The following is a 24,463-nucleotide window of genomic DNA, read 5'->3' on the forward strand; positions in this document are numbered from 1 at the left end:
AGTTGGGGTCAATCCACCCAAGACGCCGGTGACTGAGGGAAGTATCGATATGGCGCCTGCGGACGTGCCCAATGTCTGCAAGATGCCGGGGCCGCCAGCGCCGTTCGTGCCCGTTCCACTACCGAACTTTGGACGCTCCGCCGACCGGTTGTCAGACGCGACGTCGACGGTCAAGATCGAAGGGAAGAAAATAGCCATCAAAGGCAGCTACTACATGAGCGCGCCGTCGCCCGACGTGGCGAGCCAGGGCACTGGCGGAGGCGTGGTATCGTCGGCTACGCAAGGAAAGACCGAGTTCGTTGCGCCGGGCTCGATGGACGTGAAGGCAGAAGGCAAGAACATCCAACTGCTCGGCGATCAGATGACCAACAATGGGAGCTAACTCCGCCACCTCGACCGGAAACAAGCAGGCTCCGGACAACAAGCCGATGCACAAATGCGGCGAGGTTGGAAGCTATGGCGGCCTCAAGAACGACGGCAAGGCGAGCCGAGCCGACGGGTCGCGGGTATGGGAACGCGACCATATTCCGGCCAAGGCCACGCTCTTCAAGCGCGCCAAAGTCATGTTCAACACAATGTCTGCAGCCGTATACGAATGCGCAAAAGGAAAGATCGAATCGCGTGGCATGGCGATCGTGATCCCCCGCAAATCTCACCGCGGCTTCAGCAAAACCTGCGGCAGCAAGAACACCAAGACGCAAATTCGACAAGACGCAAAATCCAAGGAAAGCATGACCGCGGCCGTCAACCGGGATACAAAGGCGTTGCAGAAACATCTGGACACCACCGACTGCGGTCCAGCTTATGCGGAGGCGGTAAAGGAACTCAAGAAGTTTGACTTCGATCAGATGATCAGAGATGCCGTGGACGAATGCAAGTAGTCACACAACAGGGTGAACTCCGATGGCTCAGACGAACTACCAGGATTGGGTTGGCCTTTTCGGTCATACCGCCGAAGATCCGGCCGTGAAAGCCTTGCTGCGGTCGGCCGGGGTCACCAAGAGGCTTGTCATGCCTCGCGACGAACTGGATCTTCTCGTCGACATTGCGGGCATGACCGTGAATTTCCAGGACGCTGAGCTTTTCGAGGACCTGCCGCCAGTCGGATCCGGTAATTGCGTCCTTACCGGAGTCGTTCTCCGCCTGGAGAAGAACAAGGTGGCCCCGTACGGCGGACCGCTGCCCTACGGCATCAAAACAGATTCTTCTCAGGCCGATTTGCGCGCCCAGTTTGGAAAACCGAGTGAATCGGACAGCGACATCGGCTGGGATCGTTGGATCATAACAGACAATCTCACGCTCACCGCGCAATACACGGGCGACAGGTTCTCGATCGAGGCCTTGATGCTGAGTCTGCCAGAACCCGCTTAAACCGCGATTGCGATCATAATCTCATGGATTTGAGCAAATCAGTTTACCTTCTTGGTCGGCTATCGACCGATCCCGACGTGCAGGCGCTTCTCGACAGCCTGAAGATTATTCGTCAGCCCTCGGTGGACATCGACGAAGACGGCGATGATCGGATACTTTCGGCCGAAGACTGGCTGAGCAATTTGCAGCTTGGCATGGAACTCGGGTTCGAGGCGCGCGCACACTTGATGGGCGAGGATGATTTCGATCCCGAGACTGAACCCATGGTGCTCTCGCAGCTGTATTTCTACCGCAATCATGCCGACGTAAAGCCGTATCGTGGACGGCTGCCGTTCAGCATCGGGCCTGACGACGACAGGAACGGTGTAAGGGCGAAGTTCGCAACTTACGAACCGACCCGGCGCTCCTATCTGCGCGACACGTGGGAACTGCCAGAGTGTCGGGTGACCGTCAGCTACGTCGACGATGGCGCGCGGATCGGATTTGTTCTTTGCCTTCTGCGCCCGCCTGCCATGCCAGCCGACGCCGACGATGCGGCCCTGGTTCCAAGCATCGCCCAGATCGCCCGCGTGATGGCCAAGCCGTTGACACATTCCGAGGTTCGGTTGACTTTTGCGCCGTTACGGCTGGAGCAGAATCTGGAGGAAGACGAAACCGGGTCGGTCGCCAGCCTCACACGGCACTTCGGCATAGAATTGCGATTTCGCTATCTCGGTGGAGGTCGCGATCAGTCGCTCGCAAACGTCTTGTTCTACCGGGAGCACGAGGCAGAGGGTGCACGCTGGCCCGGGGAGTTGCCGAAAGGGCTTTCGTTCGACGACTCGCCAGAACAGGTAACGCAAAAGATCGGCCGTCCTCCGGATCAACTGCTGGACGAAGAGTTCGAAGGTTATGCAACCTGGCACTTCGTGGAATATTCGCTGAAAGTGAAATACAGTACAATGGAAAACTACGTTCTGTGTGTACAAATGGTGGCTGCCGATACTACGCTGGCCGCGTGAACGTTGCGAAGTTGCCGGGTTTTCCCTGCGCGACTATGCTTGGACAAGTCCGGAAAGGGGTAAGCACTATGAATGACCGCCCTAATTTTTCGAGCGCCGGCAGCAATCTCAGCAATGGCCTCGTCATCGGAACCTTCATTGGGCGCGACCGGTCCGGCGAAGCAATTGTCTCGGTTCCCGACGGAATCGAAAGGAGGCTGGCAATCGCGCGGGCAGCGGTCATGCTGGAGGTTGCGGATGTTGGGGCCGACGTGGTGGTGATGTTCGCGGGTGGCGATCCGGACCAGGCGATCATCCTGGGGCGCCTGCAGCATCCGAAGCCGGTTGCCGCCGAAGACGTGGCCGCAACCCTCGACGGCGAGCGACTGGAACTTTGCGCTGAGCGCGAGATCGTGCTTCGCTGCGGCAAGGCCAGCATCACACTGACCCGCACCGGCAAGATCATCTTGCGGGGCACTTATATCCTCAGCCGTTCGTCCGGTCCCAACAAGATCAAAGGGGGCTCGATCCAGCTTAACTAGAGCCTCGGATGTCGCGCCGCGTTATCGAGCATATCGTCGAGCAACATGCCGAAGACGCGGCATTCCTCTGGTTGCAACGTGACTGGGCGGTCGATGCTCCCGATCAGCATCTCAAGAATCTGAGACGGCTGGACGACCGCCTCGAGGCGCATGTGGATGGTCTGCGTGTTGCCGGTGAATGGGGGTGGCAAGCCGCTGAGACGGCTTTCGACCGGTATCAGGAGCCAGGCGAGACTTTCGTGGCCGCCGTTCTCGCCTTGGAGAGCATGTCAGAAAACCGGATCGGTTATATCCTGAATCTTGCCGAGGCATCACCACAGCTGTCGCGCCCCGTCGTATCAGCGCTGGGTTGGGTCGAGCCGCATGCTGTCCAGAAATGGATCCCGGCGCTGTTGGAGGACCCGCTCCCTTCCAGGCGCCTGCTTGGCATGGCCGCATGTTCGGTTCGTCGGATCGATCCGCCGACCCGTCTTTCAAACTTGCTCAACGAAGTCCCCGCAGTGCGCGCCAGAGCCTTGCGCCTTGCGGGAGAGATTGGGCGCGTCGACCTACTCTCCGACATAAGGGCAGCTCTCCATGACGCCAACGAGACATGCCGCTTTTGGGCAGCTTGGTCCTGCGTGCTTCTAGGCGACAGATATGAGGCGTTGGAGGTGCTGCGGATGCACGCTAGCGCGGACGGGATCGGCTGGAAGGGCACGCAACTCATGCTGCGCGCAGCCGATCATCAAAACGCCGTGGAATGGCTTCTGGGACTGCGAGGCGATCGTTCGAAGGAGAGGCTGATCGCGGCCGGGGCCGGCGTTGTCGGGGACCCCGTCTTCGTACCTTGGCTGATTACACGAATGCGCGACCACGAACTGTCCCGGCTGGCCGGCGAGAGCTTCGCAACTATCACCGGCATCTCGCTTGAGGAACGAGCAATGCATGTTGAGGCGCGTGGAGACCTGGACCCCGCAGACCTGCCGACCGGCTATTCCGCTCACGACGAGAACCTCGTCTGGCCAGATGTCGGTAAGATTCGAGAATGGTGGCGGCAAAACCAAACGAATTTTGCTCAGGGCACGCGGTACTTGCGGGGCAAGCCTCTAGCAGCAGAGACTCTGGCGCAGACCTTTGCACAGGGGACGCTGCGTCAAAGGCGGGGCGCCGCTTTGGACCTGGCATTGGGCGCGCCGGAGACTCCGCTTGCCAACAGTTCGGCTCGCTTGTTCAAATGGCTTGCATCAGCGGATTGAGGCTACCGCCGTTTGCAACCACATCAAGTCATTGGACGTAGCCCTGTCGTCGCGCCCATTTCAGTACCCCGTCCTTAAGCGGCACGCGAGCGATCCTGTCACCGAAATATTCCGTGAAGTGAGTGCCCGCCGCGTCTGGATCGTTGGTGAAGAGATCGCCCGCCAGCCGCGCCTCTGGAAACAATTCCAAAAGCGATGCGCCTGCCGCCTCGGCAACGGCGGGATCACCCATCTGCTCGATCAGCCACGGCAGGATGGCGCGATCCCCGAGCATGCCGGCTGCTCTTACGCCGAAAGCGGCGCTTTGCGGCAGGCGCAGTAAGGTTCCGATCCAGCTTCGCACCTCCTTGACGGGGGTCGCCTTCACGACGGCCCGGAGAGCGACCACGGCATTGAGGTCATCTCTCTCAACGGTCCTTCTAAGTTCCGCAAGGCCCGGACCGCTTTGGCCGAGTTCGTTCAAGGTCCAGGCAGCCCAGAAACGCACCTGCTGGTCTTCATCCGTAAGCGCATTCGCGATTTCGGCCGTCAAATCGGCACGACGGAGCTTTGCGGCCAGCCGAAGGCTGACGATACGTACCGATGTGTCGGGGTCGCGAAGTCGCTGCAAAAGCACCTGCTTTGGATCGACGCCGTGTGCCAGGCAGGCCGACATTCCAAGGAGCCGTTTGAACGAGTCGCCCTCATCAATCCAAGTACGTGCCCACGCCGCAATTTTGCGCGGCTCGTGCCATGCCAAGGCACCAAGCAAGCCACCCGGACCATCGATTGCGGTGCGACCGATCTCGACGACTTTTGCGACATGATCGGCGGTTTCGAATTCGAGAGCCGTCCAAGCCATGACAAAAAGCTCGCCCTTGCCAGGCGCTTCCTCGTCCAGAGCGAGGACGCAGGGCCAAGCTGCGAGGCCAGCAGCCCTCAGGCCATCGAGATTTATTTCCAGCCTGTCATCTATGGCCCTTACAGTCTCCAGATCGGGAGGGTCGTCAAGTGCCAGACTGTCCCTCTGCGCCCATAAGGCGGCCGAGCGCTCGGCATGTTCCCCGACAATGTTTTCCAGGACCGTCATTTAGGCAACGAGCCAATCACTTATGCGCGCAACGCCGGAGCGGGACAGGCAAAGCGGCGAAGAGCACAGCCCCGCCTCTTCCCCGAGCCAAACCACCGTCAGTTTTCGTGGATCTGCGATCCCTTGATGGTGACGTCGCTCGACGCCTTGATATTGATCTTACCGGATCCGCTGACCGTGATGTCTTTTCCTTTGATCAAGATCGTTCCGTCCTTTTTCATCGTGATCGAGGCGTTGCCGCATGTCAGCGAAATCGAATCGCCGGCGTCTATCGCAAAGTTCTTGCCAATCTTGAAGCTGCCGTCGTCGGCGACGTCGACCGCACTGGATTTACCCACCTTCAGATTGTGGCCGCCGCCAATATCGGCGGCGTCGTCGTCGGCAATTTTGGTCGCTCGGGATTTCCCGATCTGCAGGGCCTGCGCTCCACCAACGTCAAAGTTCTGGTCGGCGCTGACTTGTACGATTTGGCTGGCTCCCACCGTCCAGCTGTCCGAGGCGCCAATGCTGTGGGTCTGCCCCGCACCCACGGTGACGCTTCTCGATGCGCCGATGGTGTTCGTCTGCGCCGCGCCGACGCTGCGTGTCTCGGTGGCGCCGACCGTGTCGATGCGCGCCGCGCCCACCGTCACCGTCTGTACCAGCCCGACCGTCTGCGAATGGTTGGAGTCGATTGTTTCCGACGAATTGGCACCGACATGGATGGTCTCGTTGGCGCCGACCGTCAGCGAGCGGTTGGCGCCCACAGTCTCCGTGTCGTTGCTGCCGATGTTGGTGGTCTGATTGACACCAACCTGGACCGTCTTGTTGTTGCCGACGTCTTCATCGAGATTGTGGCCGACGGAGTGCTTGGCGTCGTGGTCGATGCGGTCGGACTGGTCATGCTGCACCGTCTTGTTGCGGTCGTGCTTGATCAACAGATGGTGGTCTTTCTGCGCCTGGAAGTTGACCAGCTCGGAGCCGGCCTTGTCCTCGAACATCAGCTCGTTGTAGCCGCCGCCACCTTTTGACGAATTCGACTTCCAGCCCGATTGCGTCGCGTTGCCGGGCAGCCCGTAGGGCGGCATTTCGGCGGCATTGTAGACACGGCCGGTGATGATCGGCAGATCCGGGTCGCCTTCGATGAAGTCGACGATGACCTCCTGCCCGATGCGCGGGATCTGGATGAAGCCCCAGCCGCTGCCGGCCCAGCTCTGCGATACGCGCACGAAGCATGAAGAATTCTGATCCTTTTTGCCGAGCCGGTCCCAATGGAACTGCACCTTCACCCGCGCATATTTGTCGGTGAAGATTTCCTCGCCCGAAGGGCCGACGACGGTCGCGGTCTGCGGTCCGCGCATGATCGGTCGCGGCGTGATCCGCGGCGGCCGGTAGGGCAATTTCGTGGGCGCTACGCCCAGCACCACCTTGAAATTCTCGTTGTGGGCGTCGTTCTGGGTCCGGTAGCCCGGATCGAACAGCCGGTACTCGGCGCTGACCACCAGATAGTCCTGGTTCTGGTCGTCGCGCGGAAAACTTTCGAGGGTGAACTTGCAGCCTGAAAAAAGGCCGCGCACGGTACCTACCGCCGTGCTGTGCTGGTGCACCGCCTGGAGTTCCTCGCGCCGGATACCCGCAATCTTATCACCCCGCCCGACATCCAGATGCGCGCCAGGCTGACGGTAGTTTTCGCCCGAAGCCTCCTTGTGGCCGAAGGGCTGGGCGGATTTCGCCATCAGGTCAGCGCCGGGCTTCTCGAAATCGTAGTCTGTATGAACGTAGGCGCCTGGTCGCACCGCGCTGGCCGGAATCCATTCGGTAATGTATTCGATATCGCGCCGCGAGCCGTGGCCTTCGAAATTATAGAGCACCTTTTCGTAGCCTGGGGCCGGCTTCACCTTGCTAATCGCATCGCACAGCACCAGCGTGTGCTTGCCCTCGTCATGCTCGAAGAAATAGAAGATGCCTTCATGCTCGAGCAGCCGCTGCACGAAATCGAGATCGCTCTCATCGTACTGCACGCAATATTCGCGCGAGGGATAAGATCCCTGCAGCCGCTTCTCGAATTTGGCGATGCCGTATTTCGAGAATATTTTTTCGATGATTTCGACCGCCGTCATGTTCTGGAAAATGCGGCAGTCGGTGGTGTTGCCGAGGAACCAGAGCCATGGCCTGACAGTTGCCTCGTAGAACGCCAGCCGGTCCTCGATGCGGGTTAGCTTGAAATCCGAGACCAGGCCGCTGAACCAGCGCTTTGGATTGGATTCACCTTCGACTGAAACGATGCCGCCCAGCATCTTCAGCGGATCGACGTCACGGCTCTTGCTGACGAACCCGACAGTATAGGCGAAAGATCGGCTTATCTCGTCACGACCGACAAGATGGGTAAAGGTCAGCACATCGGCGCCAACCGGCGTCTGCACAACCGTGGCACGTTCGTTCGGCATGGGTCGTGCCCCTCCTGGACGCGGCCGCCAATGTGATGGATTGAAGCCCCCGTGTATGTAAACTGCATCACGTTCGGGAAGTTTTCGAATTCACCGCATCGGACCACTGCAAGCCTAGCATATGTTTTCTGACGGCCAAACAAAAGCAATGGCTAACCGTAGCGTGCATTCATGTTAAACGCACCTCTCCCACCGCGCCGGCAAGCTGCTAGAATAGCTTGGATTTCAGCGGTGACAGTGGCTTCGAATGTTCATTTCGCTCCAGATCAGCAATGTTGACAGGCTGCCGCCGGGGGTCGCGACGAGCTATGCCGCGCGCGACCGCAGCTTTGAAATCGGCCGTGAAAATTGCGACTGGACACTGGCCGACCCCGACAAAATCATCTCTGGCCGGCATTGCGAAGTCCGCTATCAGACGGGCTCGTTCTGGCTCCATGACCTCTCGCGCAACGGCACTTTCGTCAACGGCTCCAGCCAGCGCATCCATGCGCCGCATCGGCTAACCCGAGGCGACCGGCTGCTGATCGGCCACTATGTCATCACCGTGTCGATCGACGAAGAGCGGGACGCCACCGGTCATGCGCAAGCCGGGACCGGTTCGACGCAACGCGAGTTGCCTTCCTTTACAGGAACACCGCTTGAACTCGGCAGTACACCATTTCTCAATCCGGCAAAGCCGCGCCCGGGCGAGGCAGCGCCGATGTCGACGCCTTCGGCGCCGCTGCCCAGCCCCCCTGTCCCAGCCAAGCAGCCGGCGGATGCGGACGGGATACTTCGCGACATGGCCAGGGCCGCCGGTCTATCGCCGGAGCTGTTGGCGGCGCGCGACCCGCATGAGGTCGCTGCCGAGATCGGCGCGGTGTTGCGAACCACAGTCGAGCAACTTTCCCTCCTGCTCAAGGCGCGCGCGGCGGCCAAGGTGCTCGCCAAAAGCGCGCACCGCACGATGATCGGCGCCGAGGACAACAACCCGCTGAAATTCGTGCCGGGGACCGACGACATGCTGGAGATCATGTTTGCCAAGCGCCGGGCAGGCTATCTCGATGCCAAACGTAGCATCGAGGACGCGTTCGGCGACCTGAAGACCCACGAAATCGCTACGTACGCCGCCATGCAGGCCGCGCTCGCGAGGCTGCTCGACGACCTGTCGCCGGAGGCGATTGCCAAAAAGATCCCGCCTGCCTCCTTTTCATCCAGGAAAAGCCAAGCCTGGGATGCGCTCGTCGCTACGTGGCGCACGATGGAGGACAAGCATGAAAACGGCATGCTGGATGTCTTCCTCGCCTATTTCGCTGAAGCCTATGCCAAGGCCTGTAAGCAGAAATAGCCGTACTCGCCAAATCTCGTTAGCACCGCTCTTACGGGCTTTATTACGAGCCCCATAGAAAAGGCCGCTTGCTTGATCATCCCGCTTTCCGATTTCAATCGGCTGCCTGTGCGACTAGAATACACATGGGCGCTTGCCAAGGCTGGCAGAGCGGCGCGGCTTGGGGCGTGTGCAGGAATGTCATGTTTCGGCAAGTTCAGTCTTTCCCCGCGGCTCGCTGCTGATCCTGACCCTGCGCCGCTGTCCCCTCCCCTGAAAGATGTTCGTTGCACCTCGACGGTGGTGCGCCGATGAGCTCGAAGGACGATTCCTCCGAGCCTCCGGACAAAACCGTCATCCGCGCGCCACGGCCAAGGCAAAAGCCGCTTTTGGCCCCCGGTCGTTCCGGTGCGCCAAGTGTGCCCCCTCTTTCATCACCCGCCAGGGAATCGACGGTGTTCGCCCCCGGCGTCGGCCGGCAGACGCCCCCCGGCTGGTCGTCCCGAACCGTGGTCATTCAGGACGACGAAGCGGTGCCTGCAAGGGCACCGGCGTTGCAGCAGGATGTCTTGCTCAACGCCACCGTCGGCGTGAAGTATGCCGCGGCCAATCCTATCCTTGCCGCCGCAGCCCCCTTGCTCATGCTTTTCGGCCAGTTGCGGCTGATACCGGTCGAACGGCAAGCGGCCGCTTTGGCGGAGCATACCGCAGACGTTATCGAGAGCTTCGAGCGTACCACCGCCAAAGCCGGAATTGGGGAAGAAGACGCGCGGATCGCAAAGTTTGCACTTTGCGAAACTGCCGACGATCTCATCGGCAACCTGCCCTGGCCGGAAAAGCAAAGCTGGGCTCAGCACAGTATGGTGGTGAGGTTCTTCCACACGCAGCCGACAGGTGCGGGCTTTTACGAAGCGCTGAACAATATCCTCGCCAAGCCTGAAGCGCATTGCGACCTGCTCGAACTGATGCACGCCTGCCTGTCGCTCGGGTTCCAGGGCCAGTATCGGGGGTTGCAGCGTGAACGCAACGCGCTCGAGCGCGTCCGGCGCGACGTCTACGACACACTGCGCTATTTCCGGCCGCGTGCCGCCGAAGACATTTCGCCGCGGTGGCAAGGCATGGCGGCTGCGCTGGCCAGGCCAGGAGTGCGGCTGCCGCTGTGGGCTATCGCAGCCGCCGCGGCGACCCTGGTGACGGCGGCCTTTTTCTGGCTAAGGATAGTGATCACCGATGAGGGCGATGTAACGGCCGGCGAGTTGCTGGCGCTCAATCCTTCCACCCCGGTTACCATTGAACGCGCCAGCGTGGCGGCACCCAGCGAACCGGTGCAAGCCAACCCGCCACCACCGGCTCCTGCGAACACCACGCAGTTCGACCGCATTCGAAAGGCACTCGCCAAGGAGGTCGCCGGCGGCGGACTGAGCGTCGGCACGAAGGGCGACTTCATCGTTGTCGAGATCAGCAACCAGCTTTTGTTCGTATCAGGCCAGGCCGAGTTGACGGCACAATTCCAGCCCATCGCGGCGGACATTGCCACGGCGCTCGATGCCGAACCCGGACCGATCAAGATCGTCGGCCATACCGACAATGTGAAGCCGAAGAAGTCGAGCCCGTTCAAGTCGAATTTCGATCTTTCCGTGGCGCGCGCAAAAGCGCTGCAGGCCCTAATGGCCAAGCAGTTGAAGGACCCATCGCGCCTGAGCGTCGATGGCAAGGGCGAAGACGAACCCATCGCCGACAATGCGACGGCTGAAGGGCGCGCCAAGAACCGCCGCGTCGACGTGATAATCCCAAAGGAGGACGCGTTGTGAGCGGGCGCGGCCAGGAGCGGCTGGTCGGCTGGGTGCTGCCGATCTTCAGCGTGCTTGCCCTGGCCGGCTTCTCGGCCGCCATCTGGTATGCCGGACCCCTGATCCGCTTCGCCGATACCCGCCCGCTTGGGTCCGTGTGGCTCAGGGCGGTGGTCATCGGTGCGACCATGGCGGCGCTTGCACTGTTCTACGGCATTCGCTTCTGGCAAAGGCGCAAGGCGCAAAAGGCACTCGAAACGGCCATCGTGCGCAGCGACGAGCGGAGCGACGACTCACAGGTGCTCGAAGCACGCATGGGTGAAGCCATCGCAGCGCTGAGGCGGACGAGCCGCAAGCGCAACTTCCTTTATGACATTCCCTGGTACATCATCATCGGGCCGCCAGGCGCCGGCAAGACGACGGCGCTGGTCAATTCCGGGCTGAAGTTTCCGCTTGCGGGCTCCGGCAATGCCCAGCCGGTGGCCGGCGTCGGCGGCACACGGTCATGCGACTGGTGGTTTACCGAAGAAGCGGTGCTGATCGACACGGCCGGCCGCTACACGACGCAGGACTCGGACCGCGAGCGCGACAAGGCAAGCTGGCTTGCATTCCTGCGACTACTCAAGAAAAGCCGCGTCAAGCAACCAATCAACGGCGTGATCCTCGCCATCAGCCTCGCCGATCTTATCAGCCTCGACGACCAGCAGGTCGAGGCGCATATCACCGAGATAAGAAGCCGCCTGCGCGAATTGCACGAGACGCTGAAGGTCCAGTTTCCCGTCTATCTGCTTTTCACCAAGGCCGATCTCGTATCCGGCTTCATGGATTATTTCGGTGAATTCGACGAAGCGCGCAGGCGCAAGGTATGGGGCGCAACGTTCCAGACCGTCGATCGCACAAGGAACATGGCCAGCGAGGCGCCGGCCGAATTCGACGGTCTGGCGCAGCGCTTGGCAGCAGAAGTCGTCGATCGCTTGCAGGAAGAGGCTGATCCGGTGGCCCGCATCGCCATCTTCGAGTTCCCGGCGCAGTTCGGCGCCCTCAGGAACCGGACAGCGCATTTCATCACCAGTTTGTTCGATGCCTCTCGATCGCGGGTGAATGTGAGCTTGCGGGGCCTCTATTTCTCCTCGGGTACTCAGGAAGGAACACCGTTCGACCAGGTGCTGGGCACCATCGGGCGCAGCTTCGGCAGCGCCTCCCAGGCGCATTTTTCCGGCACCGGCAAGAGCTTCTTCCTGCACGATCTCCTGACCAAGGTGATCTTTCCGGAATCGGGCTGGGTATCGTTCGACCGGGCGGCCGAACGGCGCGCCAGGTTCGCGAGATTTGGCGGCCTCGCCGCGATTGGACTGGCGGCCTTGACGGCGCTCGGCGTGCTTGGGCTGAGCTTCTTCGCCAACAAGTCGCTGATCGCCTCCACCAGGCAGGCCATGGCGCAGTATCGCAACAGCGCGGATTCGCTGCTCAAGAGTACCATGGTGACCGATGTCGATCTTGAAAACGTCATCGGCCCGCTCGACCAGTTGCGCAACCTGCCAGCCGGGTTCGAAAACGGCGACCAGCGAAAGCCGATCGAGGGGACGTTCGGGCTGGGCCAGCGCGAGAGGCTGCTGTCGGCGTCCAGGGATGCCTACCGGCAAGCGCTCGAGCGGACATTCCGCTCCCGGCTCTTGGTGCAGGCCGAGCGGACCATCCAGGCCAAGATAGCCGATCCAATCCCGCTCTACGAGCCGCTGAAGATCTACCTGATGCTGGGCGGCAAGGCTCCGAAGGTCGATAACGAGTTGATCGTTTCCTGGATGAAGCAGGATTGGGAAGTGAACCGCTATCCGGGCGAGAACAACCGCGAAGGCCGCGCGCAGCTCGAAAAGCATCTGCGCGCGATGCTCGCCCTCGACGACGCCTACGATCCTCTCTTCGAGCTCAACCAACCGTTGATCGAAGCCGCGCAACGCTCCCTTGGCCGCATGAGCCTTGCCGACCGCGCTTCGGCGCTGATCAAGTCAGCGGTTTACGCCGCAAGGCTGGACAACTTCTCCCTCGCAGCGAAAGCCGGTCCTGAGGCACAGCTCGTGTTTGAACGAACCGATGGCAGTGATCTGGCGGATCTCAACGTTCCCGGACTTTACACGCGCGCCGGCTTCAACCGTTTTTTCCTGCCGCAGCTTTCGCGCATCGCCCAAACGCTTATGAACGATCGTTGGGTGCTTGGCGGCGGCGAGGAACAGGGCGGCATCGACCAGGACCTGCCCAAGCTCGGCCCTGAATTGATCGACCGCTACGGCAAGGAATTCTCCTCCGCATGGAACGGCGTACTCGACCAACTGAAGTTCAAGGCGTTGCTCGAGGACAAGCCGCGATATCTCGCGCTTTCCGCCCTCGCCGCAGCGGGCTCGCCTCTCGATCGGCTCTACACGGCGATCGCCGAGGAGACCGCATTGACTAAAGAGAACACCATGGCCGAGAGCGGAACCGGTGCGGCACAAGAGGATCCCGCCACCATGGCCAAAGGCCTGGCTCGCATCGGCCTGCAGATCGCCGGCGGCAAGTCACAGAGCCGTGCCGGTTCGGGCTCGGCTCTCGCACACAGTGCCGGTGCGAGCGTCGAGGCACAGTTTCGATCGTTTCAGTCCCTGGTCAGCGGCGCCAATGGACGGCGGCCGCTCGATGCGCTGGCGCGGAACTTTCACGACATTTTTCAAAGCCTGAAGCTTTCGGCCGATGTCCCTTCACAGACCGGACGCGTCAACGCCAACCTGCAGCTGCAGATCTCCACGCTGCGCGCCAATGTCTCGCGCCTTCCAAAGCCGCTTGCGCGCATGGTCAACGCGGCAACGGACGAGTTTGCAAGTAACATTGCCGAAGCTTCGGTGGCCAACCTCAACCAGAATCTCGACCAGACGGTCACACGAGCCTGCGAGGAGGCTGTCAACGGTCGCTATCCCTTCGCCAGCGACGGCACGGAAGAGATCTCGATAGCGGATTTCGCCAGGCTTTTCGCACCAGGCGGGCTGATGGACCGCTTCTTCGCGCAGAACCTTGCGTCGCTGATCGACATGACCGGCCAGGAATGGACCTGGAGACAGGATGCCCGCTCCGGCCACGAGCTCGCGAAGTCGACCTTGAAATCCTTTCAGTCGGCCGCCGAGATCCGCAGCGCCTTCTTCCCCTCCGGCGGCTCGGTGCCGTCGGTTTCGCTCACCATCACGCCTTTTTCGCTGAATGGAGACGCGGACAACGCGCTTCTCAACATTGACGGCCAGACTGTCCAGAGCAGCCAGACAGGCAATGCGCCAAGCACGGTGACGTGGCCAAACAGCACTGCCTCGGCTTCCGCCAGCCTTACCCTTTTGCCGGAAATGCCAGGCCGCGACTCAGCGCTTAAATTCGAAGGAGCTTGGGCCCTGAAGCGTCTGCTGGACAAGGCAACCATCACCGCCAACGGCGCCAACACCGAAGCCCGCTTCGTGATCGGCGGACGAGACGTCGCCTACATGATCCAGTCCGGATCGGGGGCCAATCCCTTCCTGTTGCCAGCCCTGGCCGGCTTCAGCTGTCCGAAGGCTTTCTGACATGGCCGTGTTCAAGCGCGCCTACGGCTGCAGCCCTTATTTCGGTACTCTAATGTATGCGCATGTGGCAAAGTGGCCTGGGCATGCTGCCCGTGGTTGGTCACAGGGGACGCTCGCGAAGCGCTTGGTGGCAAATTGAGCACTGTCGCCCTTCCCATCGAAAGCTTCGGCGTGAGCCATAGAGGCTGCGTGCGCGACCACAACGAGGACAACTACCTGATCGACCCGCAGACCGGCCTCTGGGTGGTGGCCGATGGCATGGGCGGGCACGAGGCCGGCGAGGTCGCGTCGGCCAGCATCGTCGATCATCTGGCAACGATTGGCATCGCGAGCTCGGCACCGGACCTTCGCGCGCGCTTCGAAGACCGGCTGAGCCGCGCCAATTCCGAGATCCGCAACATCTCGCGATCCCGCGGCATCACCATCGGCTCCACCTTCGCGGCCTTGCTTGCCATGGACGGGCGGTTCGCAGGCCTTTGGGCCGGCGACAGCCGCATCTATCTGGTCCGCAACGGCATGATCTTTCAGGTCTCGAAGGATCACACCGAGGTCCAGGAACTGCTGGATCGCGGCATGATCAGTGCGGAAGAGGCGCTTATCTGGCCGCGCCGTCATGTCATTACTCATGCTGTCGGCGTCAGCGACGAGCTCGAGATCGATTTCCAGCAGGGCGAGCTGATACCGGGGGATGTTTTCGTTCTGAGCACCGACGGCCTGACGGCACATGTCAGCGACGCCGAGATCGAAGCCACGGTGAGATCGGCAACGCCGCAGGCGGCGTGCCAAAGCCTGCTGGAGATGGTGCTGGCGCGCGGCGGGACCGACAATGTAACCGTCGTACTGGTGAAGATCGGCGGCGGGCGCGACGGTGCGCTCCATCAGGATCGATCCGGCGCGGAGAGCCTGGCCAGATGAGCGACGACGACAAGACGCGGTTATCAGCGAACGTCACCTATGCTGGCGCCGGCACACAGCTCAGCGGCATTTACGAACTCGACGAGAGGATCGCATCCGGCGGCATGGGAGAAGTCTATCGCGGCCACAACATCCAAACCGGCGACCACGTAGCGATCAAGATCGTACTCCCCGAATTCGCCCGCGACCAGACGATCTTGTCGCTGTTCCGCAAGGAAGCCTCGATCCTCAACCATTTGTCGCATGACGCAGTGGTGCGCTATCACGTCTTCACCATCGATCCGAAGATCGGCCGCCCCTATCTGGCGATGGAGTTCGTGGACGGCCAATCACTCTTCGACGTGATGCGTCGCGGACCGATGCCGGGAGAAGAAGTGCGGCGCCTTTGCCATCGCCTGGCGTCGGGGCTGGCCGCGGTGCACCAGGCGGGCGCGGTTCACCGCGACCTGTCGCCGGACAACATCATCCTGCCCGGCGGGCGGGTGGAGCGCGCCAAGATCATTGATTTCGGCATCGCTCGGTCGGCGGCCGCAGGCGGTGAAACGCTGATTGGCGGCAAGTTCGCTGGCAAATACAATTACGTCTCGCCCGAACAGCTCGGCCTCTATGGCGGCGAGGTGAGCGAGCAGTCCGATATTTATAGCCTCGGCCTGGTGCTGGCCGCCGTTTTGCGCGGAAAGCCGCTCGATATGAGCGGCACCCAGTACGACGTCGTCGAGAAACGCCGAACCGTGCCGGACCTGTCCGACATCGATCCCAATTTCCACGAGCTCGTCGGCGCGATGCTGCAGCCGGACCCGCGCGATCGGCCGGCCAGCATGGCCGACATCGCCAGGGCAACGCGTGACGAGGATGCCGAGGTCACATTGCCGCCGGCAGCCTACGGTTCGCGTGAACGCTCGGGATTGCCGCGCGCCGGCTGGACGGCACTGCCCAAATCCAGGGTCCAGCCTTCGGCGCCTCCTGGCGAACAACGCTTCGTTGAACATGTGCGGCCGGCGCATCTGTCGCAACCAAGGTCCGCGCCAACGCCCGCGCCGGCCAGCACGACCATGCCGCCGCGAAAGTCGTCTCGGATGCCGGCCATCGCTGGCAGCCTCGCGGCGCTGGTGTTCCTGTTGGGCGGCGGGCTGTACTTCAGTGGCATACTGGCGCCACCGCCGGCCGAAGAGAAACTCAAGCCGCTGATCGCAAAGCCGGCGGCCCAGGCGCCGCAACCGGAAGCATCGAAACCTCAGCCACACCCACCGGTGCAACCTCAGCCAGAGCCGTCAAAAACCGACAACGCCGGCACCGTCGAAACGGTGAAGCCACCTGCCCTGCCCGATGTAAAGACGAAGACCGCAATACCGGCTGAGAACCAGGCGGACGCTGCAGGCGAGCAGCCGGCAACAAAATCACAGGCTAACAACAATCCCCCGCAAGTGCCAGGGGTCGGGATTAAGCCAGCCCAGACGCCGACCGCCAATCCGCCAACGGCAGCTTCGGTGCCAAAGGCCGAGGAGAGTGCGAAAGTGCCAAAACCAGTCAGCCAGCCGCCGGAGACATCGGCGCCAAGCCAGGCGGAGGCAGAGGGCAACCCGGCGCAGGAGGCAGACCTCCCGGCGACAAAACCAAGCGCAACCGACCTCGTCAACAGGCTCTCCAAATTGGCCCAGCCTCAGGCTTCCCCGCCGCCGATTGCGCAGCGCCCCGTGCCGACGCAGCCGACCACGCCGCCGGCTGAACCGGCGGCGCCTCCCCCGCCCGCCATCCAGCCGCCAGCAACCGTGCCATCAGAGCCGACGCAGAAGGTGCAGTCGTCCCAGCAACCGCCACCGGTGACCACACAGCCCGAAAACACCGAAGTCGCGATGAATGTGCCCAAGCCGGCGGTCCCCCCGGCGACGACCGGCGACGAGACCGCGCAACGCGCTTCATGGGTGCGCGACTTCAGCGGCGGCGACTGTTTCTACGCGTCGCTGATATCCGAAGACGCCAGCGCCGTCGCTATCGAAGGCTTCGCGACGGCCGTGCAGCCCTTCGAGCAGTTGCTCAATGAATTTCGGGCAAGGTTCCATCTCGAGCCGGACATCAGCGTCCGTCTGATCGAGCAGCCCCAGTGTGAAGTGACCAAGCTCCTGCGCTTTCTCGACCGCAACCCGGTGGATAGCCCGCGGCTCGTTCTCGACCGGACATCGGTGCCGGATGGCGCGCCGATCAGCGGCACGCTGGCAACGCATGGCGGGCTCGTTTCCAACGTCATGCTGATCGACCACCGCGGCATCGCCTTCAACCTCGATGACCGCATGGTGGCGCAAACCGACAAGGCGACATTCAGCATCCCGATCGGTCTGGGCGCCGCCGACAAAGTGGCCGGCAAGCCCCTGCCGCAGATCATGCTGGTGATCACCGGACCGCACGATATCCAGGCCGCGATGTTCTCGAGACCGACACCAGCCTCCGACCTTCTGCCAAAGATCCTGGAGGAGATCGAGGCCGACGGCTCGCAATTCTCCGCCGCCGCCAAGTATTTTCGGCTCGGCGGATAGAGATGAAACGCCGATGGACCGTCGCTCGCTGTCTATTTGCCAGCATCCCTCACGCGTAAAGCGTAGCTGGTTTCGATTCTTGCTGGCCGACCGCCTGGCCGGTTGCGCGCTGTTCGGTGCGGTGCTGCTCACTATCCTCTCGACCGGCACGGCGCGTGCCGAATTCACCGTCTGCAATCAGACGCTCGACGTCGTCAACCTCGCAGTCGGGCAGAAGGTCGACAATGCCGACCAGACCGACGGCTGGTGGACCATCGGCGCCAACCAGTGCGTGAACGTGATCCGCGAGGAACTAACCAACCGCTACATCTACCTCTACGCCACCGACGTGTTCGGCCATGCGATCCTCAATGGATCGACCGAAATGTGCGTCGATCGGCGCCGCTTCTCCATCCGTGGCATCGAGGAGTGCTGGCCGCGCGGTCATATCGCGGCGCGATTCGTCGAGGTCGATACGCTCGAGCAGGTGCGCTGGACCTATTTCCTCACCGGAAGCAGCCCGTGACGCACAGCATCGACACGAGCTTCAAACAAAAGAAGCTGGCGCGCCAGAGCGAACGCCGACGTAAACTTTGGCGCCGCGTCCTTGCCGGCGTTGCTACGCTCACTGTCATCACCATCGCCACCAGCTTCTATCTTACCAAGGATGAGTGGTCGTTCGGCGATCAGAATGAGGACCTGCATCCCGTCGAAGGCATGGAAGACGTGCCCGCCGACGCGGCGGTCTATGTGCCGGCGATCATCGACCTTGCCGGTGACCCGATGTGGATCACACTGGCACCCGATGACGAGACCGCCACGAAGGGCCACACCATTGCGCGCCCGGCCGAACTCGACAGTTCCGGGGCTTCGCCGCAGATCGAAATCCTGTCCGACGTGATGCTGAGCGCCAGCGAGAAGTTCATGACGACAATCCCCTCGACGCAGGAGGATTTTGCCTTCTTCCAGGCGCAGCGGCAGGCACCTCCGAAGCCCTCCGCTGCAGCACCGGAGAATCAGCAGCCGACCTCGGCCACACCTGCCGTGGCACCCAATGAGCAAGAAGATGATCTGGCGAACGACCTGCAGGCCACGCCGGATGAAGGCGGGGTGCCCCCAGCTTCGCCACTTAAAGCCGATGCAGACGACCCCGAGGCCGGCTGGGGCGAGACCATCGACCAGGGCGAGGCAGCGCTCCCTGCCTTCGCCAAGACCGCGATCGAGAACAACACCACCGTCGCGACCGTCATCAGCGAATATCAGCGTTTCGAGGCGACAGAGGACACCTTCGTGAAAGTCCTCAACGACCGCAGCCTGGAAAGCGTGGCGCTCGACGCGCATTTCTCCGCGGATGACGCCAGGCTTGCGGGCGAGGCGCTGAAAGCGCTGTTCGACCGCGACGGGTTGGAGCCCGGCTTTGTGGTCGCCTTGCGCGGTTTCCGGCCCAACCGCGAGACCACCGCCATGTCGCTGATGCAGGTCTCCGTCTACGCAAAGAATGTTTATGTCGGTACGCTGACGCGCAGCGCCGCGGGTCCCTTTGTTTCAGGCGCCGATCCCTGGGTTCGCGAGGACCTCTTCAACTATTCCGGTAGCTCGGATCAGGGCGGGCCGAAGCGGCAATACCGCCTGCTCGACGCAATCTATTCGACCGCGGCGCGCAACAAGGTGCCGACCAGCGTGATCGGCGAAGCGATCATGTATCTGTCGCGAGGACAGGATCTGGACGCCTTCGCCGCCGAGGACCAGCGCCTGGTGCTGATCTACTCGCAGACCCCGCGCGGCCAAGGCGAGATATCCGGACGGGTGCTTTACGTCGGTGTCCTCGGTAGGGACAAGAACCTCGACTGCTTCGTCTATCAGCAAAGCGGGGGCCAGTATGCCTGCGTGACGGGCGATGATCAGGTCCGTTCGCTGTCCATCGCCAACGGCATGGTCACGCCGGTGAGCGGGGTCATGACCTCGACCTTCGGCCCGCGTAAGCATCCCATCCTAGGCACGGTTCGAATCCACAAAGGCGTCGACTGGGCGGCTCCGATCGGCACGCCGATCATGGCGGCCTTCGACGGCGAGATCAGCTTCCAAGGTGATGGCGGCAGCTATGGCAATCTGGTCAAGATCGCCCATGCAAACGGACGCGAGACACGCTATGCGCATATGCAGAAATTCGCCATCGCCAGCGGCGTCGGCACCAAGGTGAAGGCCGGCGACGTCATCGGCTATATTGGCACGACCGGGCTCTCGACCGGACCGCATCTGCATTTCGAACTCTATCAAAACGGCGAGGCAATCGATCCGCTCGGAACGGTCACCACGGTTGCTGCCGGCGCTGACGCCCGCTCCGGCGGATCCGGCAGCTCCGGCGATTCCGCCGTCGAGACGCTAACCGACCGTATCGTGCATGTCGAAAGCGGCGGCAGCGCCCGCGCCAAGAACCCCAACTCATCAGCAACCGGCGCTGGCCAGTTCATCATCAAGACCTGGCTCCGGATGATGAACACTTATCGCCCCGATCTTGCCCGTTCGCTCTCGACCGCTGACCTGCTTGCGCTTCGCTACGACGTGACGCTGTCGCGTGAGATGGTGCGCAACCTCGCGCGCGAAGGCGAGGCTTATCTGCGCGCGCGCGGCCACCAGATAACCGCAGGGCGCCTTTACCTCTGCCACTTCCTAGGCATGGAAGGCGCGCACCAGGTGCTGGCTGCGTCCGGCTCGTCGCAACTGAGCGCCGTTCTGGGGTCAGCGGTGATCGAGGCCAATCCTTTCCTCCTCGGCAAGACCGCTGGCTATGTCATTGACTGGGCCGAGCGGAAGATGGGTCAAAAAGTGCTGCGCGTGGCGACAGACGCGGGCCAGCCGGCGACGACCACGACCGAAATCCGACAGACATCACCGGGGTTCGAAAAATACAAGCAGGCCATAACGGCGCTGCTCAATTCGGTCCAAGGGGCGTTTCAGCCAGGCTAATGCATATCGCTGTTAAACGATCGCCTGTTGGCGACAGCCTACTCGGTCCTGACGCGCATCTCCACGCGGCGGTTGACTGGATCATAAGGATTGGCGACGCGCGGATGCGATTTGCCGAGGCCGATTGCTTCCAGTCTGGCAGATTCTACGCCGTTGGCCGTCAGGAAGGCCGCCACCGACCGCGCCCTTCGCTGCGAAAGTTCCTGGTTATAGCGGTCCGAGCCAGTTGCATCGGTATGACCTTCGACGACAAAGCTGAACGTGCTCAGCCGATTGTCCTTCAGCGCCTTGGCGAACTCATCAAGTTCGGTGCGCGCAACCTGGTCGAGTTGCGCGGAATCAAGGGCGAAATTGATCATCATGTCGAGGCCGGCCTTTTGGGAGGTTGAGCCAGTCTTCTCGGCCTTGCTCTTGCACTCTTCCTCCGTGCCGACGCAGATCCCGCGCGAAGCACCCAGATTGCCGGGCTGGCCGGCGAAGAACTTCACGATGTCTTCCGACTTCTGAAGCGGATCGGCGGATACGTGCGTCGTAAGAAGCATGGCCACCAATGCCAAGGCTGAACTGCCCAATCGCATGACCGTCACTCCTGTTCGAGTGGATTTCGCTGGCCGCTACCATATCAAATCGGGAAGCGATTGTCTGTGGACAAACGCAATTTGCTCCTGTCCGCCACCCGTTAAAGGCTGACGCTTGACCGGCGCTCGGCCACAGGCTTGAGTGTTTGTCTGCTGGCTTTCAGGTTGGGCAGCCATGGCTAACGAACTCGGATACAGAACGGCACGGGATCTGTTTCTTGCTTGTCCCGCCATCGCCAGGGACATGAAATCGCTGGCCACCGGTCAGCCGCCGCTTGATTTTTGCCGTAACCTGCTTGCCGGGCGAGTCCCGGAAGAAGCAGTCACGTTCTGTGCCTACCTCCTCCCCGAGCGAGCCGCCGTCTGGTGGGGACATGAATGCCTGAGGAATGTCGCCGAGCTCCTCGGGAACCGGGATCTCGATTTGCTGGCGCTTGTTCATGCCCGCGTCGGCGAACCTGACAACCCCCACCATCAATCCGTCTTGAGCAAGTCCTTGGACCTGCCGCCGGCAACGCCGGCCGCCTGGATCGCTCTGGCAGCAGTATGGCGTGACCCGACCCTCAAAATGGAATCGAGCGGATTTCCTGCCGCCCATGCCGTAAATGCCGCGATCCTCGCTGGACTGGCCCGCGCCGCGCTGGCGGACCGGTTTACCTTGCTTTCCGCCTTTGTCGAGATGGGCATCCAGATGGTGGAGATGGAGGCCTAAAGGCATTCGCCTCCCCTGCTCGCCTTCGCCGGCGCTGGCAGCAGCCCAGCATCACCGGCAGCCGCCTTGCGCCCATCTGGCCAGCGCGACCTTGAATCGGGTACCGAGCGGATGCTGCAGCCGCAGGACCGAGACGTCGTTGGCAGCGAAATTCTTCGCCTGCTCGCAGAGCCGGGCCTCATTCCACTCATGGCAGCTATCGCAGTGCTTGCCTTCCCAGACCGACTTGTCGAGACCTTCCACCGGACTGAACAGCGGTTCGCCCTTGATCAGTTGGGCGATGCTCTTGCCGTCGATCGCGGGCTCCCCGAACTTGACGGGACGATCGAAAAAGATGGGGCCATCGGTGGCCAGTTTCGGGATCTTCGCACGGAGAACATCGAGCGCAAGCTGATCGTCATCCTGGGCCGACGACCCGCCGGTTTTGCGCGTCCCGGAGCTGGCTTCAGCCGGCGGGGTGCTCGACTGCCCGACGATCAGCGGCGCGTTGAGATCGACCTTGTGCAGGACAACCTCGGTGGTCAAGGAAACATTGGCCCAGGGGCGTTGCCTGCCGGCCGTCGCCTTGAAGACGTCGCTGGTCACCCTGTTCATCGCTTCGGTGATGGAGACATTGGATTCCCCAATGTGCTGAAGCAATGCCGTCGTGAAGGGCGAGTGGTCGCCCGACCCATCATAGGCGAGCTGGTTGGGACTGGCAGCGAACGCAACGAGCGTTCCCGCGCCCCCATTTTCGATCGCGATTTCCGCAAGGCCGCTGCTTGCACCTTTGATGCCCGCGGTCTTAGTCAGCACATCGGCCAAGGGATTGTCCCGGCATGCGTCCAGAAACACCAACCTTACGCTGGTCTCGCGAGACATCTGACGCAAAATGAAATCGACGGACACGGCCTCAAAGTCGAGTGACGTTTCATCCTCGAGCGCGGCATCGACCGGAAGCAGGTAGTTCTTGCCTGAAACCTGCAAGCCATGTCCGGCATAGAAGAAAAGCGCGACATCGGCGCCGCGCACCTGCTTTGCGAACTGGGCGACCGTGGCCTGCGTCTGCTGCTTGGTCAGGTCGAAGCCAGAGACCACATCGAAACCAAGGTGCTGCAGGCGCTCGGCCATTGCCTGGGCATCGCGCACCGGATTGGCGAGCGGCGCGGCGTGCTGATATTGCGAGTTGCCGAGCACCAGCGCGACACGGCGCTCGGCAGTCGCGGCGGTCAAAGTCAAAAGCAAGACAATCGCCACAAGGCCAGCGCCGCGAAACAAGCCAGCGCAACACGCGAATGGACGGGAGCCCACCCCGACCTCAGTTCGCGAGCTTCGTGGCGGAGAATTCGATGCGCCGATTGAGTGCCTTGTTCTTTGGCGTATCGTTGGCCGCAACCGGCCGCTCCTCGCCATAGCCGGTGGCACTGATCTGGCGGCGCTGCACGCCATCGGCGACCAAAGCATTGGCAACCGCCTGGGCGCGCCGTTCGGAGAGCGCTTTGTTTGCCTCTGGCGAACCATCCGCGTCAGTGTAGCCCGCGACTTCCACATTCAGGGTCGGGCATTTGCCGACGACACCCTCAACCTCGGCGAGCAACGGACGGCTCTTGGCATCGAGTTTGGCGCTGGCTGGACGGAAATAGATGGCTCCGGTGCGCGATAACACTGCAAACCGGTTGAGGCACTCCTCGTCGCTGAAGTTGGCTTTCGCGGCGTCGGTGGCCACCGGACCGACTTCGGTGCCGCTGGCCGCGACTGTCTGCCCAGCGGCCGGCTTGCTGCCCTCAGCAACAAAGACGAAGTCGAAGGATACCGAGGCAGTGGGCACTATGTTCGTCACATTGGCGGCCTGCTGCAGCTTGTCGACGTTCGGCAGCAGGCCAAAGTCCTCCACATGCACCGCAACGGGAGCCTCGGAAGCAACCGAGACCTGGGTGTCACTGATCATGGTGACAACGACGCTCGCCTCCAGGTCCTTATCGACTCCGTGTAGACTGAGCCGGAACGGCAAAGTTGCCTTGATCCGGCGTTTGGCCGGCAAGTCGGCAAATGCAGCCGGGTCCACCTTTGCCCTCAGTTCGGCCGTCGGGTACTTGAATGTTTCGAAGAACAGGAATCGCATGCGCACGTTGCGGAGGTCGACGCCCGTGTCGACGGAATTGAGATCGAAGCTGATCTTGGAATCACCAGCGGAATTCAGCGTGCCGGTGATATTCCGGATCTTGTTGGTCTCGACGATCGTGTTCTTCTTGACCGACTGATAGGTAAGCACCGAAGCGTCCGGATCGAGCGTCCAGTTCGGCGCGGCACTCGCTGTCCGCGGTCCAAGGACCAGCAATCCCAATGTGGCTACGATGATCAGGCCAGCACGCTGCGCTTTTGCTCGCGCTTGCCAGAATGCAATGCCTTCGAACATGGAACGCCCCCGACATGACAACCTATCTCGATACCGCAAGGGATGGAAGCATAGAGCACTTGCCTTTTCTTGGCGAGCGGTTCGAGTCG

At 61.8% G+C, this 24,463-nt stretch carries 19 protein-coding genes; 14 read left to right on the forward strand and 5 right to left on the reverse strand.

What is annotated here, in order from left to right; all coding sequences use genetic code 11:
• The first annotated feature begins 49 nt into the window (after positions 1-49).
• From M653_RS01000000132435 to M653_RS0112960, 6 genes are all read left to right on the forward strand, one after another.
• Complete coding sequence (locus M653_RS01000000132435) at positions 50-382, forward strand: PAAR-like domain-containing protein (RefSeq protein ID WP_051442658.1); 333 nt, start codon at positions 50-52, stop codon at positions 380-382.
• Positions 372-881 (forward strand): hypothetical protein, encoded by a 510-nt coding sequence (locus tag M653_RS0112940; protein WP_027143730.1) that lies wholly within the window; start codon positions 372-374, stop codon positions 879-881. Before M653_RS01000000132435 ends, M653_RS0112940 begins: the two co-directional genes overlap by 11 nt.
• 22 nt (positions 882-903) lie before the next feature.
• Complete coding sequence (locus tag M653_RS0112945) at positions 904-1,371, forward strand: hypothetical protein (RefSeq protein WP_027143731.1); 468 nt, start codon at positions 904-906, stop codon at positions 1,369-1,371.
• Positions 1,372-1,394: 23 nt separating this feature from the next.
• Positions 1,395-2,372: a hypothetical protein gene (locus M653_RS0112950; protein WP_027143732.1), complete on the forward strand. Its 978-nt coding sequence runs from the start codon at positions 1,395-1,397 to the stop codon at positions 2,370-2,372.
• Between the two features lie 68 nt (positions 2,373-2,440).
• A complete protein-coding gene (locus tag M653_RS0112955) occupies positions 2,441-2,893 on the forward strand; it encodes a DUF6484 domain-containing protein (protein ID WP_027143733.1) in 453 nt (150 codons plus the stop codon).
• 8 nt (positions 2,894-2,901) lie between these two features.
• Positions 2,902-4,131 carry a TIGR02270 family protein gene (locus M653_RS0112960; protein ID WP_027143734.1) on the forward strand — a complete coding sequence of 410 codons (1,230 nt, stop codon included), beginning with the start codon at positions 2,902-2,904 and terminating at the stop codon, positions 4,129-4,131.
• Between the two features lie 28 nt (positions 4,132-4,159).
• Here M653_RS0112960 and M653_RS0112965 read toward each other — a convergent pair whose 3' ends face one another.
• Both M653_RS0112965 and tssI read right to left on the reverse strand, forming a co-directional pair.
• Positions 4,160-5,200, reverse strand: a complete 1,041-nt coding sequence (locus M653_RS0112965; RefSeq protein ID WP_027143735.1) for a HEAT repeat domain-containing protein — start codon at positions 5,198-5,200, stop codon at positions 4,160-4,162.
• A 98-nt stretch (positions 5,201-5,298) separates the two neighbouring features.
• Positions 5,299-7,626, reverse strand: a complete 2,328-nt coding sequence (tssI, locus tag M653_RS0112970; protein WP_027143736.1) for a type VI secretion system tip protein VgrG — start codon at positions 7,624-7,626, stop codon at positions 5,299-5,301.
• 247 nt (positions 7,627-7,873) lie between these two features.
• Here tssI and tagH point away from each other — a divergent pair, with 247 nt between their 5' ends.
• The 7 genes from tagH (at position 7,874) to M653_RS0113005 (ending at position 20,689) form a co-directional block, all read left to right on the forward strand.
• On the forward strand, positions 7,874-8,953 hold the full coding sequence (tagH, locus tag M653_RS0112975; protein WP_027143737.1) for a type VI secretion system-associated FHA domain protein TagH: 1,080 nt from the start codon (positions 7,874-7,876) through the stop codon (positions 8,951-8,953).
• A 434-nt stretch (positions 8,954-9,387) separates the two neighbouring features.
• A complete protein-coding gene (tssL, locus tag M653_RS0112980; protein ID WP_348626234.1) occupies positions 9,388-10,743 on the forward strand; it encodes a type VI secretion system protein TssL, long form in 1,356 nt (451 codons plus the stop codon).
• A 20-nt stretch (positions 10,744-10,763) separates the two neighbouring features.
• Positions 10,764-14,297: a type VI secretion system membrane subunit TssM gene (gene tssM / locus M653_RS0112985; RefSeq protein ID WP_027143739.1), complete on the forward strand. Its 3,534-nt coding sequence runs from the start codon at positions 10,764-10,766 to the stop codon at positions 14,295-14,297.
• 135 nt (positions 14,298-14,432) lie between these two features.
• Positions 14,433-15,212, forward strand: coding sequence for a protein phosphatase 2C domain-containing protein (locus M653_RS0112990; RefSeq protein ID WP_032935275.1), 780 nt, complete (start codon positions 14,433-14,435; stop codon positions 15,210-15,212).
• Positions 15,209-17,743, forward strand: a complete 2,535-nt coding sequence (locus tag M653_RS0112995; protein WP_027143741.1) for a serine/threonine-protein kinase — start codon at positions 15,209-15,211, stop codon at positions 17,741-17,743. The genes M653_RS0112990 and M653_RS0112995 overlap by 4 nt, the downstream gene beginning before the upstream one ends.
• A 13-nt stretch (positions 17,744-17,756) precedes the next feature.
• The gene (locus M653_RS0113000; RefSeq protein ID WP_027143742.1) at positions 17,757-18,248 is read left to right on the forward strand and encodes a DUF1036 domain-containing protein; all 492 of its coding nucleotides are present in this window, start codon (positions 17,757-17,759) and stop codon (positions 18,246-18,248) included.
• Complete coding sequence (locus M653_RS0113005; protein WP_027143743.1) at positions 18,245-20,689, forward strand: M23 family metallopeptidase; 2,445 nt, start codon at positions 18,245-18,247, stop codon at positions 20,687-20,689. The genes M653_RS0113000 and M653_RS0113005 overlap by 4 nt, the downstream gene beginning before the upstream one ends.
• Before the next feature lie 38 nt (positions 20,690-20,727).
• Here the strand turns inward: M653_RS0113005 and M653_RS0113010 are convergent, their stop codons facing one another.
• Positions 20,728-21,267 carry an OmpA family protein gene (locus M653_RS0113010; protein ID WP_027143744.1) on the reverse strand — a complete coding sequence of 180 codons (540 nt, stop codon included), beginning with the start codon at positions 21,265-21,267 and terminating at the stop codon, positions 20,728-20,730.
• Between the two features lie 175 nt (positions 21,268-21,442).
• On the opposite strand from M653_RS0113010, the gene M653_RS0113015 reads away from it, so the two are divergent.
• Positions 21,443-21,979, forward strand: a complete 537-nt coding sequence (locus tag M653_RS0113015; protein WP_027143745.1) for a hypothetical protein — start codon at positions 21,443-21,445, stop codon at positions 21,977-21,979.
• A 51-nt stretch (positions 21,980-22,030) separates the two neighbouring features.
• On the opposite strand, the gene M653_RS1000000134960 is transcribed toward M653_RS0113015, so the two are convergent.
• Together M653_RS1000000134960 and M653_RS0113025 are read right to left on the reverse strand one after the other, a co-directional pair.
• Positions 22,031-23,269, reverse strand: coding sequence for a caspase domain-containing protein (locus M653_RS1000000134960; RefSeq protein WP_084636636.1), 1,239 nt, complete (start codon positions 23,267-23,269; stop codon positions 22,031-22,033).
• Between the two features lie 7 nt (positions 23,270-23,276).
• Entirely contained in the window at positions 23,277-24,374 is a 1,098-nt protein-coding gene (locus tag M653_RS0113025) for an OmpA family protein (RefSeq protein WP_027143746.1), read from the reverse strand.
• Positions 24,375-24,463 lie beyond the last annotated feature (89 nt).

Origin of the sequence: Mesorhizobium sp. WSM3626, assembly GCF_000513935.1 — a bacterium.
Classification (GTDB): domain Bacteria; phylum Pseudomonadota; class Alphaproteobacteria; order Rhizobiales; family Rhizobiaceae; genus Mesorhizobium; species Mesorhizobium salmacidum.

What these genes read in the sequence shown, in the direction of transcription:
- M653_RS01000000132435 (WP_051442658.1), top strand. Translation starts at nt 50, where the DNA reads ATGGCGCCTGCGGACGTGCCCAATGTCTGCAAGATGCCGGGGCCGCCA.
- M653_RS0112940 (WP_027143730.1), top strand. Translation starts at nt 372, where the DNA reads ATGGGAGCTAACTCCGCCACCTCGACCGGAAACAAGCAGGCTCCGGAC.
- M653_RS0112945 (WP_027143731.1), top strand. Translation starts at nt 904, where the DNA reads ATGGCTCAGACGAACTACCAGGATTGGGTTGGCCTTTTCGGTCATACC.
- M653_RS0112950 (WP_027143732.1), top strand. Translation starts at nt 1,395, where the DNA reads ATGGATTTGAGCAAATCAGTTTACCTTCTTGGTCGGCTATCGACCGAT.
- M653_RS0112955 (WP_027143733.1), top strand. Translation starts at nt 2,441, where the DNA reads ATGAATGACCGCCCTAATTTTTCGAGCGCCGGCAGCAATCTCAGCAAT.
- M653_RS0112960 (WP_027143734.1), top strand. Translation starts at nt 2,902, where the DNA reads ATGTCGCGCCGCGTTATCGAGCATATCGTCGAGCAACATGCCGAAGAC.
- M653_RS0112965 (WP_027143735.1), bottom strand. Translation starts at nt 5,200, where the DNA reads ATGACGGTCCTGGAAAACATTGTCGGGGAACATGCCGAGCGCTCGGCC.
- tssI (WP_027143736.1), bottom strand. Translation starts at nt 7,626, where the DNA reads ATGCCGAACGAACGTGCCACGGTTGTGCAGACGCCGGTTGGCGCCGAT.
- tagH (WP_027143737.1), top strand. Translation starts at nt 7,874, where the DNA reads ATGTTCATTTCGCTCCAGATCAGCAATGTTGACAGGCTGCCGCCGGGG.
- M653_RS0112995 (WP_027143741.1), top strand. Translation starts at nt 15,209, where the DNA reads ATGAGCGACGACGACAAGACGCGGTTATCAGCGAACGTCACCTATGCT.
- M653_RS0113000 (WP_027143742.1), top strand. Translation starts at nt 17,757, where the DNA reads ATGGACCGTCGCTCGCTGTCTATTTGCCAGCATCCCTCACGCGTAAAG.
- M653_RS0113010 (WP_027143744.1), bottom strand. Translation starts at nt 21,267, where the DNA reads ATGCGATTGGGCAGTTCAGCCTTGGCATTGGTGGCCATGCTTCTTACG.
- M653_RS0113015 (WP_027143745.1), top strand. Translation starts at nt 21,443, where the DNA reads ATGGCTAACGAACTCGGATACAGAACGGCACGGGATCTGTTTCTTGCT.
- M653_RS0113025 (WP_027143746.1), bottom strand. Translation starts at nt 24,374, where the DNA reads ATGTTCGAAGGCATTGCATTCTGGCAAGCGCGAGCAAAAGCGCAGCGT.